Genomic DNA, 12,686 nt, shown 5'->3' with positions numbered 1-12,686 from the left:
TATTCACCTCATAATCTGTATTTAACAAACTCGAAAATTGCACCATACTTTAATTTATTTTTTTCTTTATCTTTTCAATATTATTTTTCTCTTCATGAAATTTACTGATAATACCAAATATATCGATTTCGTTTTCCTGCCTCAAAACTGATTTTGCAATGTTGGCTAGGGTTCCCGAAGGTCCAACATCGAGAAGCATCTTGAATTGATTTAGATTTCGATCTTGTAATATATTCGAGAACTCTATGTTTCCTCTGACTGTCTTCCACAAAAACTCAGGATTTATATTTTCTGCAATCGTAAGATCTTTGTTTGCATAAATGGGCAACTTCGGCGGAACAATATGCAATTTTCGAGCTAAGTGAATAAATTCATCATATGCCGGGTCCAAGTTTTTGGAATGAAATCCAAAAGAAACAGGAAGTCTTAAATAGGTGATTTTGCTTTTGATCAGGGTATCCTCGACGATATTAATACCTTCCCTATCCCCAGACACAACAAAATGATTATCATAGTTGATTGAAACCAGTTCTGCATTGCAATAGATGAGTGGAAGATTACAAAACAACCTGTAATCATCAATAATTGCGATCATTCCTCCACTTTGACATTTATCTTCAAATATCATGGCTTGCCGCACAATAAACTCCAGCATTTCTTCAGGCAATACAGAACCTGCCGCTGATAGGCAGGTAAACACACCAAGACTTGATCCAATAAGCGCCGTAGGCCTGATTCCTTCCGCTTTCAGCATCTGGGTCAACGAGTACTCAACCATGAATATGGCAGGATGAGTGTATATAATTCGATCAAAAGTTTGAAGCGCCGTCTTATCGCTAAAATACAGTTCCTGAATGACTGATTTTCCAGTAATGCTCTCCACGACTCCGTCTAATTTTTCCATCCACCTCCTAAAAATAGCGCTTTCAATAAACAGCGTCCTTGCCATGCCAAAATATTGCGATCCTTGTCCCGGATACATAAACATGATATTTTGATTCGTATCGATCTTGTTATAATTGAACTCTGTTTCATTTGAAACCCCTGTCATAGTTCACCAATCCTATTTAAAATTAAAAATACCTTTTTGATTTCTTCGCATCCGAAATTCAACAAACCTGTCCTTATTTTTTATATGAAAATAAATATTATGTTCAAGAAGATAGTTGAGAGGGTACCCGGGTGATTTGCCAAAGGAATGTCCCGGATAGATCCGCGTATCCAAAGGAATCATCGACTTGATTTTTTGTATGCTTAAAAACATATCCTCCGCCGAAGCCCCCTCTGAAGAACAGATTCCACACCCTTCAATGAAAATGAAATCTCCAGAAAACAAGCTGCCATCCACAAGAAAAGAAGCACTTCCTGCTGTATGTCCCGGTGTATATAAGCACTTTATGGCAGTATCCCCTAAGCTTAGTATCTCTTCATCGTGGAGGGGAAGTAACTTGCTGCAAATGAAATGATAATAATCTATCTCCTTGCTTGACATATATACATTGGCATGATATTTCTTTGCAATCTGCTCTGCCAGGTTTGTATGATCATAATGGGAATGTGTCAAGAGCACGCCAACCAATACCGCATCAAGCCGATCGATTGTATTGCATATCTTGTCCATTTCCCATGCCGGATCCACAATGACAGCCTGTCGGCTTGCTTCATCCAGTATGATATAGCTATAGTTGATAAAATGATTAAAACAAAGTTTTAAGGTATAAACTTTGTGACTTCCATTCATCGCTCTGTTGCTCCATATCTTATTCAATAGAAGATTCTCTTAAGCTAATCACGTCTTCCAACTTACTTAGATCAAGAAAGATTATCGCATTACGTGGATATACGATTGAAAAAACATAATCTCCTATTCTCTCTGACAGAGCTTGATACTGGGAAAAGTTTTTAAAGCTGCAGACAATATGCCTCTCATCCAAGCTAACCTTGTCAATTTCAAATACTTCCAATGGAGTCCGCAAACCTGTCTTTAATACTTTTGACAGTGATTCCTTGGCTGTCCAAAAAGCAATCATCATATATTCATGATCTGGGAACATTCTCTTTATTAAATGATTTTCAGATGGGGTAAACTGTTTTTTTATAATTTGAATGTTTTTCTCACTGATTCTTTCCACATCTATTCCTAAGGGATAGTCCTCCAAAAATGCCACTGCCATGCCGATTTGATCACAATGGGTTATGCTGACCTGAATATTATTTCCCCGATCACAATTAACAACAGGCTGATAGAACAGACCGCTTCTTATAAGAATGGAATCCAGCTTTTTCTGACCACATAAAGCGGATATAGCCAATTTTGCAGAATATCTTCCTATTGTATAGTCTCTGATTCTTTTTTCAGACTTTAAACTTTTATAATATTCAACCTCAAGGGGGTGAAAAAAATCAACAACTCTCTCGTAATAATCCGGAGAACTACTGAAGTTGCATAAAGATATTCGTGCTTGATGCGACTTTTCTTCCGTTCTTAAAATCACTTTTTCAATTAAGCGAATACTCGAATACTCCTTCATGATAGCCCCCTGTACTGTATATTAATCAAAGTTATAAATACACAGTAATTCTTTAGACGCAGTATCCAAAGGCATTATTAATGCATAAATTTCCATCCAATTTCCGAACCCGCAAATATTGATTTCTATGCACAAAAAAAGCCTTATAAAACCTTATGGCCATGGTTTTAAAAGCTTCTTCATTCAGCAGTATGTTGTCAGAGATATCCCCTGCAATAATGATAATATCATGCTTTATAGATAAATTATTTATTCACTTCTTATTCTTATCATCATCAATATGAAGATCAGATACCCATCATTTTTTTAATAATTATAAAACTGCTCACCTTAAATCTTCTTTACAATTTCCAAAGCCACATTTACTAACCTTATGTCACCCATTAATTCCAGTTCAATCACTGCTTGCCTTTTATGTCTATTTATTTTCTTAACTTTACTATCCCATCCTTTGAGAGGACCATCTGTAATCTGTATACTGTCTCCTTCTATAATCCCACATGATGATCGAATACAATAGTCGTCATTACATAAACTTACCAACGCTTGCCTCTCGGAATCTCTCATTGAAACCTCTGATTCCGAGTATCTCAATAAGCGAAATATATCTCGTGAAGTGTAGATTAGTGCGTTCGTGCTTTTTATGAATTCCAGGCTAGATAATTTAGATTCTAGAAACACGTAACTTGGAAACAAAGGCTTTAGTTCCTTTTTTACTGTTCCCGCAATCTTGAAGAACCTCTCTTGGAGTGGCACAATTGGTTTACACACATCAGAATCCAACCTTTCATTAAAGAGTTGCTTGATCACGTGTTCCTTGCCCGTTCGCACAAACAATACATACCATTTCACCTCATCACCTCACATATACGCTTCCTTTTTTACATAGCTTCGCCCTTTCACTTATCCTATTCAATAAGCTACAAATAACTTTCACTTTATATTCCTCATCAGTGGTTAACGTGACCCGCCAGCGATTAACAACCAATAAGTGCTTGAAATAAATCTATGATATGCTTAAATTTGTCTTTTATATATTTGCATGTAATACATCTAACCTTCTGCAAAACGAAATTCAATGTTTTATATAAACATTTCTTATCTACTATAAATAAACTTTTTTAATAAAATTTCACTTCTAATTCATTTATAATACGAATTGGTAACTTAATACAATCAATTCTACACAAATACTCGAAATATGTCAATATATCTCAACTTGATTACGCGTTAATTCGCTAGGATTCGAGTTCCTTATTGCAATAACCCTCAATTATCATCTTTTTTCGCTGAATAGGATCGGTCTTCCCCAAAAGGATCCTGTCGAATTAAAGAGCTATTTGTCCGTCCGCAAAATTTTGAATGTAATGACAACGTAAATGGTTAGCACACTTACCCAAATATTGTATCTTTGACTTGATTATAACCTCCGTTGGTATTACTCTCGTAATTTTGGATTTTTATGCAACAATTTATCTGTAGTTTTAAAAACAAAAAGACGCCTATGCAGGCGCCTCAACTTTTTTTGTTAAACTAGGCGTTGGTTATCCATGGAGCATCAATGAGTGAAGTGATATGTTCCATGTTGCTTACTCCTATAGATAGTAGGGCAGCGACTAAAAGAAACTTAAGTTTCCTCATATCATCCAATCCTTCCCTCAGTTATTTGCTGTAATCGTTTTAAATACAACATCGACTTTTTGAATCATCTCGCTGTTAATTATAGAACTGTTCTGCATCATTGTTTGTGTAATAAATGACAATGAATCAAAAGCTTCCGTAAAACGTCCTATTTTTGCATATTCCAACGTACTTTTTAAAAGACTGTCAATTGCCTCTTTTTCTTGATTGCTGCGAATTAGCAATTGTCCTTTGATTCGATAGTAGTAAGCCAATCTTGACTTTTTATAAGGTGTAGTATGAGATTGTGAAATGCTTTCTGTCAATTGATTCTCATAAAAAAGGAGTTGATTTGCTGCAAGCAGATCGTTTTTGTTGAGATAAAGTTCCAATAACTCAGTCACAGCATGAATCAAATTATATGCGGACGGATCGTCTAAATATTTTTTAAACTGAGCAATCGCTAAGTCAATATTTCCTGTTTTTCCGTTAATGAATCCTGTCATTAGTTTTACATTATCAGTGACAAAAGAATACGAATAACGACTGTAATTCTCAAGAAATGATTGGCAAGCGTCGTAATTTCCTAACTGGTAATAAGCACTGCATACATTATGCGTTGCATTCGCTTGAGACTCGCCTTTTCCATTTTCCACAACATAATTACCAAACTCTATAGCATCATGATAATTCATAAGACTATAAGCGTGAACACTCAGCCCATAATGCAGCAGTATGCGCTCTTTATCGCTCAAAAAATTAACATAGTCCAATACATATTTACCTGATTGATAGGTTTGGTTCAATCTGCTGAAATCATTTCGTTCAATCATGTACTTTTGGTATAGTCCTTTTGCAATATAGGGCATAATTCCATGGGAGCGTGAGTAGTTAACAATGAGGTTATATAGAGATACTTGAATAGGTTCATTTTTTACGGAGACTGCTGTCTGGTACAGCTTCTCAATCAAGTCTAAGCTGTCTTCATTCGGTGATTCGAGAAACTTGGCCGCTATCTTGGTTACTAAAGATGTGTTGATTGGCGCTTCGAGAACTTTTTGCAAAACGGAGTAAATGACATCTGATTTATGCCCAATCTCGATGTACTGCTCTACGATGTCGTCACCGGGGATGTCTAATACACCCGCAATGGATTGAATGATGTTAAAATCAGGGCGTTTAATTTCACCCTTTTCAATTCTCGACAGGCTGCCTTTGTCAACACCAACCGCTTCTTGCAGCTTCGATAAGCTCATTTCTTTCTTTTGACGATAATGCTGTATTAGCTCCCCCAAGCTTCTAGGCTTCGCAGCAACGGTGTTCACAACCTCACCTTCCTTTGTGGCGCAAATAATTTACAACCTATATTTTACCATGTCTGTCACAAAAACAAAACAATACTTTCCATATTAGTTATATAGTACATAGTTGCACTCCACTCAGGTCACGAGCGTGTTCTCTCCAACACCGAGGGTTGACATGAAACCGATTCTCACACTACAATACATAGTGTGAGAATCGGAGCGATGATGACAGAAAAATCTAGTAGCCGTTTTCTATGTCATCTTTCGAGGAATGGACTCGAATTCCTTGCGTTGTATACGGATATTTTTCACGCCATTACACTACACATTGTAGTGTAATGGCGTGGCGGCAGGCGCACGATAAGAGAGGCATGCACGCCGGAATATGCTCTGAACAAAATATAACATCAAAGGAGAATTTCACATGAAACATTGGAGAAAAATTGCAGTGGCAACGATTGCCGCAATGAGCTTGTTAACGGCATTTTCAGGAGGACAAGCTTCCATAGCTAAAGCAGATTCCGATACTCCGATCAATCATGCTGTTTCTGTCAAGAACGAATCTCAAGCGCATCAGGCCGTTACGGGGAAGACATTTCGCATCGTTTATGATAATGGATCTGTATTCAACATCGAGTATGCCGATGCAAACCGTTTGCGCTGGGAAGGTATAGAAGGACCTGCAAAAGGAGAGAGCGGCAGCGAACGTTACACGATTCGTGAAATTTCCAAAGGATTGTACTTCATCGGCTGGGTCGAGAAGGATGGTCTGGATGTCAGTCAAATCCTTGATTTGAACAAGATGCAGGCATATTCTCATATTACTTATAACGATGACTCCAATGTGGAGGGGCGACGAGCAGAAACATATACAGCCGGCACAGTAACTGACATCACCGGATCCGTATCGAAAAAGATGCTGGAGCAACAACAACAGGAAGAGCGCAACAAGAAGATTGTAACAGCCTTTTACGAAGAAGCGTTCAACAAGAAAAACATCAACGCCGTGCTTTCGAATGTAGCGGAAGATTACAAGCAGCATAATCCGGCAGTTGCTGATGGCCGCCAGGCTTTTATCAGTTTCTTGAAAGGAATGTACACAGAAGTTCCGAATTCGACTTTTCAAGTCAAGCGGGTGATGGCAGATGGCGACTACGTGACGCTGCACGTTCATTTTAAGTCAAGCCCGGCAGAAAAAGGAGAGGCAATCGTCGATATTTTCCGCTTGGAGAAAGGAAAGATCGTCGAGCATTGGGACGTTATTCAATCCATTCCCGAGCAATCGGCTAACACAAACTCGATGTTTTAAACAATTGCTTTGACTGTATCCTTTATTTACGGTAAATGCACCTATACTATGTCAGTTCATGATAAGGCGTATCATGCATCCGTAAAGCAGAAGAGCGATTAGGATTACAAGCCGCAGGTATGTTTGCCCGCGGTTTTTTTGTGCTGTTATCAGCTTGTGAATGCTGATACACCTTATGTCGATGGTTTCTGTTGACCCATTGGCGTCTTTGGACATTTCTGGGCAGCGGCATTTCTCTATACAGGAGCGAAATCTGCTTCTTGATGGGTGTGCAGTCCCGAAAAATACGCCGCATCTGCGGAAGGAAGCTCATTCAGCATATCTATGACGTAGCGACGATCAAGCTCCAGCAAACAGCGCTTCTGCATCGCGAGAGCCAGCCGGCTGAAAATTTTCACAAATTCTGCAGGCGACAAAAAAGGATAGACCCGCCTGCGTCTGCTGCTATCCAACTCGATAAAAATGGCGGCCTGATCGGTTGGATGCAAATCCAGAAAGTCTTTGCGAAAAGCTCCTTTTTTCCCCGCTTTCAGCGCCTGCAGCATATAATAGGTGTACTCTTCTTTGAATGGGTATTGGTTCAGTCTAATCATGGCACGCCCCTCCCTTTGTTAGCTGTTTACAGGCTATAGCTTATAGTTGTTCTACTTCAACGCTTAATACATGATCAATTTTCTTGATGTAATAATAGATTTCCGTCAAATAATGCTCTTCCGGCACGGACAATACCAAATCGATTAATTGCCGCTCGTTATCAAGGTCTTTCAATTTAAAATGCCGGATTTTGAATTCGGCCTTAGCGGATTGCTCCTGTTGATCTTTGCGTTGAATTCTCTTGATTAATTCGGTCATTCGATAATTAGATTCCACCACAATTTTCATCGCCACATCATTCCGGTTCAATTTTGCCGATCCCAGCGATTTAATAAGATTGGGAATGACATTAACAGCTGCGATGAGAAGAATGGCGCCGCACGCCGCTTCTGCGTAAAACCCCGCTCCAATCGCAATGCCCAGAGCGGAAGCCGACCAGATTAATGCCGCAGAGGTCAGACCGGATATGACTTCATTGCTTCTGCGCAGAATAACGCCGGCCCCAATGAACCCGACTCCGCTTACAATCTGCGCAGCCAGACGCATCGGATCCATATTGGGATGATCCGCTCCGCCAAATTTGCCGAAGGCTTGGATCGAGACGATGGTCAGCAGACAACTGGCGATGCAGATGACCATGCTGGGTCTTAACCCTAACTGTTTTTGTTTAATTTGTCTGTCGAGCCCGATCAGCAGGCCGAATAACAAGGCAAGCCCCAGCTTCATCATCATTTCCATAGTCATCGCGATCACCTCTTTGATTATACTTGTTGCAACACGCAAATAAGCTCCCTCGCAAAGAGAGAGCCTGCAACATCGTTCCAGCGTTATTTTGCTCACATGTCAAATACGCCCGCTGAAATACACCCAACGTTCATCGCGAAACAGGCGCAAAACAAGGTGCGGGAAACATGGGAGGGCCGCTAGAACAGGACTCTTCCTCTTCACAGGATATAAAAAGAATAATGGGTTATAACACCGACTCGGACTTCCTTCCATGGATACCCTCCCCTTTCCTAAGAAAATAAAAAACCCTCCAGATTTCCAGAGGGTTCAAAGAGCGCACTTAAAAACACGTTCGTTCCCCCTGGCTCGAGTTTTGGCACTATACAACGTAAAGAGCGGTGCTCTTAGCCACTTTATGAAGAGCCTTAATCCGGCAATTCCTGTTCTACCCATGGGCATCTTTCGATGTTTCTGGGCAGTGGCCTCTGTTTGTATAGGAGCCTCACCTAACGAGGACATATTCATTACAAAAATGAACTTTACGCCATACGGCTCATATTGTCAACTGTTTTCATGAATTTTTTTGCTCAGTCAATATTATCAAAGCGTAAAACATTTTTCCTTATTACAACTCAATATAACAATATTTTCTATATTCTTATTGTCACTTCGTAATATGGTGCATATCACCCATTTCACATAATTGATAAATATTAGTTGATTGACAAGTCGAATACATGGGCAGTATTATAACTATAAACGCGTTGTGTAACCGGTTACACAGTGAAGGGATTACACCACAATGAAGGACGCGGGGAACGACTCGATAGAGCGCAAGTCAGCCATAATGACGTAATAGAAATACAACCGTTGGGAAATAATACATGCCAACCGCCCCCTTTCCATCGGCGAAACGCAACATGCTGCACTCTTCATGCCCGTTCCAAGCGGAAACGGATTGCCCGTAATCGTCATTGATGGGAGCCGCCACTTGTTTCACGTCTGGGATGAAGAAGTTCTTTCGTTCGATGTGTAACCGGTTACACATATGAAAATCGCAAGTATCCGTTATTTCATATCTCTCTATTCGACTCCATTCCCTTTCCGCGAATGGGCGGTCGAAGTGCTTCGCAACGCGATTTAACCCTATCTTAGAAAAGGAGCGTGTTCCACGTGTTGGAGATTATCATTAGCTTAGTTCTCCTTGTTGCAACTGGTTTTTTAATCGCCAAAAACTATGATGCCAAATTCGTGCTGCTCACTGCCGGTATCGTGATCATGATCGCGGCCGTGCTGCTTGGCCACCCTGTATTGAAGCCTGAGGACTCCACCGGTCTTGTCCTGTTGGATCCGTTCAAGCAAATCGGGCTGATCTTTGTCAAACAATTAGGCGGTGTCGGTTTAACGATCATGGTGCTGTTCGGTTTCTCCAGCTATATGACGCATATCGGCGCCAGTGATGTTGCCGTGCATCTGTTGACGAAGCCGCTTGGCCGCATCAAGTCGCAGTACATTCTCGTGCCTATCGTCTTCCTGCTTGGCAACTTGCTTTCACTCGTCGTGCCGAGCGCATCCAGCTTGGCGGTCCTGCTTATGGCGACGCTGTATCCGGTATTGAAGAATACGGGCATGTCCTCGCTGACGGCCGGCGCTATCATTGCAACGACGGCTACGATTATGCCGACGCCCCTTGGAGCGGACAGCGTCGTCGCGGCGGAGAATCTAGGCATAAACCTTGTTGAATATGTCTTCTCCTACCATGCCAAGATTTCGATTCCTGTGCTTCTTATCATGGCGGTCGTGCACTATTTCTGGCAGAAGTATATGGATAAGCGGCAGCAGGGCACGCTCCGGCACGAGATCAACGACGAGAAGCTTGCCGTGAAGAATGATTTGCCGCCGGCCTACTACGGTTTGCTGCCGATTTTGCCGCTCATTCTCGTCTTGTTATTCGGTTTAATCATAACGAGTGTCAAGCTCGGGTTGGTGGAAATTACATTCATTTGTATGGCCATCGCCCTTATCATCGAGATTATCCGCAAAGGTTCCTTCAAGGAAACCTCCAAGCAGCTCTCGATTTTCTTCACCGGTATGGGCACCGGATTGGCACAGGTTGTCTCACTCCTCGTAGCAGCAGGCATGCTGGTCGAAGGCTTGAAGTCGATGGGCATCATCGATATGCTCATCGAATCGGTTAGACACATCGAAGGTGCAGGCGTTATCCTGATGCTCACGTTCGCGGGCGTTGAGGGCTTGATCACTTTCATTAGCGGAAGCGGCTTGGCCGTGTTCTACTCCGTGATCAACATCATTCCGGAAATTTCAGAGAAGCTCGGCATAAACGGCGTTATGGTCGCGCTGCCGATGCAGTTGATTGCGAACTTGGTTCGTTCCATATCGCCGGTGGCGGCGGTCATCATCGTCGTTGCTTCGATTATTAAGGTCAACCCGATACAAATCGTCAAACGCACATCCGTGCCGATTCTGGTCGGGATCGTCTCTTGCTTTATCTTATCGTTCATCTTTTTCACATAAGGCATCAAGAGACAGAGGAAGTTAGCCCCTCCCCTTAGAAATTATCAAGAGCTAACTTTAAAAAAATCAATAAAAATAAGCTGTTTGACATATTATCTATGACTAATATGTTCAAATAGCTTATTTTCTTAATTAGCTTTTCATTTTCTTCTTGAAACCAGTAACCGCAATGACAATTATGACGATTGTATAGCCAATCACCCATAATAAGGGTACTGCGAGCTCACCGTATTCTCCTGCAAGAGCAGCTCGTGTTGCATCAACCGCATGAGCAAATGGGAGCGCATACGCTATTGTTTTAAACACTCCGCCAATCATGGCCAGATCAAACCATGTGCCACTTAACCATGTTGTAATATTGACGAAGATGGCAAAAATCCCGCCAACTTGCTTGTCTGTGAAGTAAGTGCCAAGCAGCAGACCAAATCCAATATAAAGCATTGCAATGATAATCAACACAACGATTGTAAGAAGTACATTCGCATTAAAAGATAAGCCAAAGAAAAATGCGGTCATAAAGCAAACGATAATTTGCAGGGTGGCAACCGGTAATAGCGGAAATGCATAGCCAACAATATAATCAGATGCCGACATTGGAGAAGCAAAGATTCGCAGTAAGAACGAACTGCTTCGATCTCGACCAATCAGCATGCCCGAGAATAACGTAATAAAAGAAAAACTAAAAACGATAATACCCGGCGTTAGTTTTTCAATATTATAAAGGTCAAACGGCATATTTTTCTGCATGACTGAAAAGATCCCCATCATAACAACAGGCAGTCCAAGACCGAATAGGAGATTTAACGGATCTCGAAAAATCTCTTTACGATTACGTGAAGCAAATGCGAAATATCTCATACATCGCTCTCCTCCTCAGTCAGTGTAAGGAATACATCTTCAAGATTAGATTGTCCCGTTGTTTCCTTCAACTCATCCACCGTGCCAAGCGCATGTAATTCCCCGCCGTGCATAATCCCGATTCGGTCAGCCAGTGCTTCTGCTTCTTCCAAATAGTGCGTTGTTAAAATAATCGTAATCTTTCCTTTAAGCCCGCTTAACACTTTCCATAGTTCACGTCTTGAACGAACATCAAGTCCAAGTGTTGGCTCATCTAAAAAAAGTATTTCAGGATTGGAAATGAGTGCCATGGCAATGCTCAGACGTCGTTGCATACCGCCTGACAATGTTTTCGCTTTGTTCTTTGCTCGTTCTGTTAAACCAAACTCTTTCATCATCTCAACAGCTTTCATTTGTGATTGTTGCTTATTGCTGCCATAGATTCTTGCAAGAAACTCAAGGTTTTCCTTTACGGAAAGATTCGGCGCAACAGCCGTTTCCTGCGGTGACACATTGATTTTTTGCTTCACAGCCTTTGAATTTGTGACAATACTATCACCAAGCAGTAATGCATCTCCACTTGTCGGTGTTAGTAAACAAGAAAGCATTTTAATAGTTGTCGTTTTGCCTGCACCATTTTGTCCAAGCAGTGCAAAACATTCACCCGTATGAATCGAGAGAGTGAAATGATCGACCGCCTTTCTTGATTGATACTGCTTCGTCAGTTCCTTTATTTCAATTGACATCGATCTATCGCCTGCCTTTTCATCATTTTTCAGCCTTGATAGCAGCATTAATCTCTTGGATATCCTTTTTGGAAATCGTGTATTGGATGAACCATGTAATCAAATACGTTCCTAAAAAATTAACACCAAGAATGAGGATGCTCTTGTACGTTTTTGGCATCCAGCAAATAATAACAATCGGCACCCATACAATCGCTGTGATGCAAAAGTGTACGACGTATTGCTTCAGTAAGCTCCATGTTGCAATGTCAAATACAACAGAGCTCGTAGCAAAAGCCACACCAATAATACCTGTCAATATCATTTGAACTATTACAGCTGTAATCTCACTTTGAAATAACGAGCGAAAGTCTGAGATTACTGGCATAAACTTCCCTTCTCCCAAAGAGAGGGAGATGATGATTTGCACCACTTGTCCGACTAACACACCATATGCAAACCCTCCAGCAGCTCGACTCAATAATTTTTTCAACATGTTGATCAC

12 protein-coding genes and 1 riboswitch are annotated in these 12,686 nt (G+C 41.1%); of the genes, 2 read left to right on the top strand and 10 right to left on the bottom strand.

What is annotated here, in order from left to right; genetic code table 11:
* Window positions 1–49: 49 nt before the first annotated feature.
* The 5 genes from JSQ80_RS21705 to JSQ80_RS21685 all read right to left on the bottom strand — a co-directional run bounded on the left by JSQ80_RS21705 (window position 50) and on the right by JSQ80_RS21685 (window position 5,476).
* Window positions 50–1,051 (bottom strand): acyltransferase domain-containing protein, encoded by a 1,002-nt coding sequence (locus tag JSQ80_RS21705; RefSeq protein ID WP_206096655.1) that lies wholly within the window; start codon window positions 1,049–1,051, stop codon window positions 50–52.
* A 12-nt stretch (window positions 1,052–1,063) separates the two neighbouring features.
* Window positions 1,064–1,741, bottom strand: coding sequence for an MBL fold metallo-hydrolase (locus JSQ80_RS21700; RefSeq protein ID WP_206097682.1), 678 nt, complete (start codon window positions 1,739–1,741; stop codon window positions 1,064–1,066).
* 19 nt (window positions 1,742–1,760) lie between these two features.
* Window positions 1,761–2,531, bottom strand: a complete 771-nt coding sequence (locus tag JSQ80_RS21695; protein WP_206096654.1) for a 4'-phosphopantetheinyl transferase family protein — start codon at window positions 2,529–2,531, stop codon at window positions 1,761–1,763.
* Between the two features lie 330 nt (window positions 2,532–2,861).
* Entirely contained in the window at window positions 2,862–3,383 is a 522-nt protein-coding gene (gene loaP, locus JSQ80_RS21690) for an antiterminator LoaP (RefSeq protein WP_206096653.1), read from the bottom strand.
* 806 nt (window positions 3,384–4,189) lie between these two features.
* Window positions 4,190–5,476 (bottom strand): helix-turn-helix domain-containing protein, encoded by a 1,287-nt coding sequence (locus JSQ80_RS21685; protein ID WP_206096652.1) that lies wholly within the window; start codon window positions 5,474–5,476, stop codon window positions 4,190–4,192.
* 403 nt (window positions 5,477–5,879) lie between these two features.
* Here JSQ80_RS21685 and JSQ80_RS21680 point away from each other — a divergent pair, with 403 nt between their 5' ends.
* Window positions 5,880–6,764, top strand: coding sequence for a MoaF-related domain-containing protein (locus JSQ80_RS21680; protein ID WP_206096651.1), 885 nt, complete (start codon window positions 5,880–5,882; stop codon window positions 6,762–6,764).
* A gap of 236 nt (window positions 6,765–7,000) precedes the next feature.
* Here JSQ80_RS21680 and JSQ80_RS21675 read toward each other — a convergent pair whose 3' ends face one another.
* The gene (locus tag JSQ80_RS21675) at window positions 7,001–7,357 is read right to left on the bottom strand and encodes a magnesium transporter MgtE N-terminal domain-containing protein (protein WP_206096650.1); all 357 of its coding nucleotides are present in this window, start codon (window positions 7,355–7,357) and stop codon (window positions 7,001–7,003) included.
* A gap of 40 nt (window positions 7,358–7,397) precedes the next feature.
* A complete protein-coding gene (locus JSQ80_RS21670) occupies window positions 7,398–8,102 on the bottom strand; it encodes an MgtC/SapB family protein (protein WP_206096649.1) in 705 nt (234 codons plus the stop codon).
* Between the two features lie 332 nt (window positions 8,103–8,434).
* A riboswitch (M-box (ykoK) riboswitch) is annotated at window positions 8,435–8,605 on the bottom strand.
* Between the two features lie 652 nt (window positions 8,606–9,257).
* Here JSQ80_RS21670 and dcuC point away from each other — a divergent pair.
* Entirely contained in the window at window positions 9,258–10,619 is a 1,362-nt protein-coding gene (gene dcuC, locus JSQ80_RS21665) for a C4-dicarboxylate transporter DcuC (RefSeq protein ID WP_206096648.1), read from the top strand.
* 132 nt (window positions 10,620–10,751) lie between these two features.
* Here dcuC and JSQ80_RS21660 read toward each other — a convergent pair whose 3' ends face one another.
* From JSQ80_RS21660 to JSQ80_RS21650, 3 genes are read right to left on the bottom strand one after another with little or no spacing between them, the layout of a single operon-like run.
* A complete protein-coding gene (locus tag JSQ80_RS21660) occupies window positions 10,752–11,477 on the bottom strand; it encodes an ABC transporter permease (RefSeq protein ID WP_206096647.1) in 726 nt (241 codons plus the stop codon).
* The gene (locus tag JSQ80_RS21655) at window positions 11,474–12,202 is read right to left on the bottom strand and encodes an ABC transporter ATP-binding protein (protein WP_206096646.1); all 729 of its coding nucleotides are present in this window, start codon (window positions 12,200–12,202) and stop codon (window positions 11,474–11,476) included. Before JSQ80_RS21655 ends, JSQ80_RS21660 begins: the two co-directional genes overlap by 4 nt.
* A gap of 22 nt (window positions 12,203–12,224) precedes the next feature.
* Window positions 12,225–12,677 (bottom strand): DUF3021 domain-containing protein, encoded by a 453-nt coding sequence (locus JSQ80_RS21650; protein ID WP_240463746.1) that lies wholly within the window; start codon window positions 12,675–12,677, stop codon window positions 12,225–12,227.
* Between the last annotated feature and the right edge of the window lie 9 nt (window positions 12,678–12,686).

It is taken from the genome of Paenibacillus apiarius, assembly GCF_017052585.1.
Taxonomy (GTDB): domain Bacteria; phylum Bacillota; class Bacilli; order Paenibacillales; family Paenibacillaceae; genus Paenibacillus_B; species Paenibacillus_B apiarius.
The sequence above is the reverse complement of the archived record's forward strand: the minus strand, read 5'-3'. Positions and strand labels throughout refer to the sequence as shown.

Excerpts from the sequence above, each read along its gene's own strand:
- JSQ80_RS21705 (WP_206096655.1), bottom strand. The coding sequence starts at position 1,051 with ATGACAGGGGTTTCAAATGAAACAGAGTTCAATTATAACAAGATCGAT.
- JSQ80_RS21700 (WP_206097682.1), bottom strand. The coding sequence starts at position 1,741 with ATGAATGGAAGTCACAAAGTTTATACCTTAAAACTTTGTTTTAATCAT.
- JSQ80_RS21695 (WP_206096654.1), bottom strand. The coding sequence starts at position 2,531 with ATGAAGGAGTATTCGAGTATTCGCTTAATTGAAAAAGTGATTTTAAGA.
- JSQ80_RS21680 (WP_206096651.1), top strand. The coding sequence starts at position 5,880 with ATGAAACATTGGAGAAAAATTGCAGTGGCAACGATTGCCGCAATGAGC.
- JSQ80_RS21675 (WP_206096650.1), bottom strand. The coding sequence starts at position 7,357 with ATGATTAGACTGAACCAATACCCATTCAAAGAAGAGTACACCTATTAT.
- JSQ80_RS21670 (WP_206096649.1), bottom strand. The coding sequence starts at position 8,102 with ATGACTATGGAAATGATGATGAAGCTGGGGCTTGCCTTGTTATTCGGC.
- JSQ80_RS21660 (WP_206096647.1), bottom strand. The coding sequence starts at position 11,477 with ATGAGATATTTCGCATTTGCTTCACGTAATCGTAAAGAGATTTTTCGA.
- JSQ80_RS21655 (WP_206096646.1), bottom strand. The coding sequence starts at position 12,202 with ATGTCAATTGAAATAAAGGAACTGACGAAGCAGTATCAATCAAGAAAG.
- JSQ80_RS21650 (WP_240463746.1), bottom strand. The coding sequence starts at position 12,677 with ATGTTGAAAAAATTATTGAGTCGAGCTGCTGGAGGGTTTGCATATGGT.